This is a genomic window from Micrococcus sp. HG099 (assembly GCF_024723355.1).
Lineage (GTDB): Bacteria > Actinomycetota > Actinomycetes > Actinomycetales > Micrococcaceae > Micrococcus > Micrococcus endophyticus.
The window spans coordinates 1-3465 of sequence record NZ_JANQCJ010000172.1 but is presented as its reverse complement, the minus strand read 5'-3'; the positions used below and the strand labels follow the sequence as shown (position 1 = coordinate 3465).

At 73.5% G+C, this 3465-nt stretch carries 3 protein-coding genes and 1 riboswitch; of the genes, 2 read left to right on the top strand and 1 reads right to left on the bottom strand.

Annotated features, from left to right (window positions below):
• Positions 1-15: 15 nt before the first annotated feature.
• Complete coding sequence (locus NWP10_RS11000; RefSeq protein WP_258300938.1) at positions 16-1281, bottom strand: AI-2E family transporter; 1266 nt, start codon at positions 1279-1281, stop codon at positions 16-18.
• A 44-nt stretch (positions 1282-1325) separates the two neighbouring features.
• Positions 1326-1430, top strand: a riboswitch (TPP riboswitch).
• 70 nt (positions 1431-1500) lie between these two features.
• Here NWP10_RS11000 and NWP10_RS10995 point away from each other — a divergent pair.
• Complete coding sequence (locus tag NWP10_RS10995; RefSeq protein ID WP_258300937.1) at positions 1501-2583, top strand: thiamine ABC transporter substrate binding subunit; 1083 nt, start codon at positions 1501-1503, stop codon at positions 2581-2583.
• The coding region (locus tag NWP10_RS10990; RefSeq protein ID WP_375162489.1) for an ABC transporter permease at positions 2550-3465 on the top strand (916 nt) is incomplete at its 3' end. The genes NWP10_RS10995 and NWP10_RS10990, both read left to right, overlap by 34 nt.

Genomic DNA, 3465 nt, shown 5'->3' with positions numbered 1-3465 from the left:
CGCGTCAGATGTGTATCAGAGACCGCCGCCGCCCAGCGCGTCGTCGACCCCGGCGGCGGCGACGTCGGCGCCGGCCTCGGCGTCAGCCTTCCCCGCCCGGCCCTCGCCGCGCCGGCCCACGCGCAGGCGCTCCAGCAGGGAGTGCTGCCGCCGCTCCATGCCCTTCAGGTCCGAGGCGATCAGCGAGTTCACCCACCGGGAGTTCGGATCGGCGTCGATGAGCACGGCCTTGGCCAGCAGGGTGCAGGGCAGGGCGAGGATGGCCCCGAGCGGGCCGAGGACCCAGGCCCAGAACAGCAGGGAGAGGAAGCTGACGGTGGGGATCACGCCGATCGCGTCCCCGGCCACCTTCGGCTGGATCACGGACTGCAGCACGAAGTTCAGCACGCTGTAGCTCACCACCACCCACAGGAACGAGGTCCAGCCGCCCGCCGCCAGGCCGAGGATGGCCGGCGGGATGAGCCCGATGATGAACCCGACGTTCGGGATGTAGTTCGTCAGGAAGCTCAGCACCCCCCACACGAGCGCCAGCGGGACGCCGATGAGGACCAGGGCGATCACGTCCAGCACGGCCACGATCAGGCCGAACACGGTGGTGACCACCCAGTACCGGCGCACGCCGTGGGCGAAGTCGATGAGCGCCTCGCCGAGCTCGAGGCGGGCGGTGCTGAGCAGCCGGACCCGGCGCTCCACGTCCATGGAGTCCATGGCCAGGAAGAACATGCCCATCACCACGGTGACGAGCAGGCCGAGCACGGCGTAGAGGTTCGTGGCGATCTTGGTGAGCGCGCTGACCGCCGCGCTGGTCACCGCGCTCATGTCGATCGAGGCGAGCTGCTGGGAGACCATGTCCGGGGTGACGCCGCGCGCGTTCAGCCAGTTCGAGACGTCCAGGACGATCTGTTGGAACTGGCCCGAGTACTTGGGCAGCTCGGCCACCAGCTCGAGGCCGGACCACACGATCATGCCCACGAACGCCCCGAGCACGGCCACGACCACCACCACGCTGGCGGCGGCCCCGAGCACCGGGTGCACGCCCCGGCGGATCAGCCACGCCTGCAGCGGGTAGGCCACGATCACGAGGTTCAGGCCGAGGAACACGGGCGCCGCGATGGACGCGATGCCCTGGAAGAACTGGACCAGGAGCACGAGCCCGGCCAGCGTCAGGACGATCACGAGCATCCGCGGCCACATGCGATGCGGACGGCGGATGTCCCAGTCCGAGACGGGACCGGCGGCGGAGGGGGTCGGGGCCGCCCCGACGGGCTGTGCGGCGCTCACCCGGGCAGTCTATGCACGGGACCGGACGGGGTAGGGTCGACGTGTCACATCGACAGGGGAGCGCCCCACGGCGCTGAGAGTGCGGTCCGCCGCAGACCCTCGAACCTGCTCCGGCTCGCACCGGCGAAGGAAGTCGAGTCCTCCCGGTCGACGTCGTCCCCGGCAGACGCCCGGCCGGCGTCGCACCGGCCCCTCCTGCACCGCACGGAGGAGACCGCCATGACCACCGCCCCGCACCGCGTCCGCACCCGGCCCCGCCGGCACGGCGCCCTCGTCGCCCTCTCCGTGGCGGCCCTCGCCCTCACCGGCTGCTCGGTCGCCGACCGCGGCGGCTCCGGCGACCAGGGCTCGTCCTCGGCCGAGGCGAAGACCGTCACGATCATGACGCACGACTCCTTCTCCCTGCCGGACGGGCTGATCGCCCGGTTCGAGCAGGAGTCGGGCCACACCCTCGTCACCACCGCCCCGGGCGACGCCGGCTCCGTGGTGAACCAGCTGCTGCTGGCCAAGGACGCCCCCACCGTGGACGGCGTCTACGGCATCGAGGACCACTCGGCCCACCGCCTGGTGTCCGAGGGCGTGATCGCCGAGCACGTCCCCGCCGACCTGCCCGACTCCGCCCGGGACCTCGTGGTGGACGGCCGCATGACCCCGGTGGACCAGGGGCAGGTGTGCCTGAACGTGGACACCCCGTGGTTCCAGGAGCAGGGGCTGGCGGCCCCGACCACGCTGGAGCAGGTGGCCGCCCCCGAGTACGCCGAGCTGACCGTGGTCACCAGCCCCGTCAGCTCCTCCCCCGGCCTGGCGCTGCTGGCCGCCACCGTGGCCGAGTTCGGCGAGGACGGCTGGCAGGACTGGTGGCGCACCGCCCTGCAGGGCGGCATGCAGGTGGACGCCTCCTGGTCCGACGCCTACAACACCTCGTTCTCCGGCGGCGAGGGCACCGGCACCCGGCCGATCGTGCTGTCCTACTCCTCCTCCCCCGCGTTCGCCCCGGACACGGACGTGGTGGCGGCCTCGTGCACCCCGCAGGTGGAGTACGCCGGCGTCGTCGAGGGCGCGGAGAACCCCGAGGGCGCCCGCGCGTTCGTGGACTTCCTGCTCACCGAGGACGTGCAGGCGGCCATCCCGGACGCCATGTACATGTACCCGGTCGACTCCTCGGTCCCGCTGCCCGAGGCCTGGGCCGAGCACGCCCCGCTGGTCGAGGACCCGATCGTCCCGGACGCGGGGCTCCTGGACTCCCGCCGTGAGGACCTCCTGAAGGAGTGGACGGCCCTGCACGAGGAGGCGGCCTCCTGACGGGCGGGCTGACCTCCGTCCCCGTGGCGGTGGGCGGGCCGGGCGCGCCCTCGGACGCGCCCGGCCCGGCCGCGTCCGGGGGACGACGACGGCGGCGCACCGCCGGCGGGGACGGGATCGGGGCGTGGTGGCTGCTGGCCGCGGTGGTGCCCGTGGCGTTCCTGATGGTGTTCTTCGCGTGGCCGGTGGGCGCGATGCTCTGGCGCGGCGTGTCCGCCGAGGGCGTCCTGGACCTGGGCGCCTTCGCGGAGGTGCTGGGCCGCGAGCGCACGTGGCGGATCGTGGGCCAGACGCTGGGGATGGCGGCGGCCGGCACGGTCCTGGCGGTGGCGCTGGGGCTGCCGGCGGCGTTCGTGCTGCACCGGCGCGCCTTCCCGGGACGGGCGGCGCTGCGCGCGGTGATCACGGTGCCGTTCGTGCTGCCCACCGTGGTGGTCGGCGTGGCGTTCCGCGCCCTGCTGGCCCCGGGTGGCCCGTTCGGCTGGACGGGCCTGGACCAGTCCACGGCCGCCGTCGTGCTGGCCATGGTGTTCTTCAACGTCTCCGTGGTGGTGCGCCAGGTGGGCGCCCTGTGGGCGTCCCTGGACCCGCGGCAGGCGGAGGCGGCGCGGACCCTGGGCTCCTCGGGCTGGCGCGCCTTCCGCACGGTGACCCTGCCGCAGCTGGCGCCGGCGCTGGCCAGCTCCGCGGCGCTCATCTTCCTGTTCTGCGCGTCCGCGTTCGGAATCGTGCAGACGCTGGGCCGGCCCGGCGTGGGCACCCTGGAGTCCGAGATCTGGGTCCAGACGGTGGTCTACTTCGACCTGCGCACCGCGGCCGTGTTCTCCACGCTGCAGTTCCTCGTGGTGCTGGCCGCCGTGCTCGTCTCGGGCGCCACCGCGC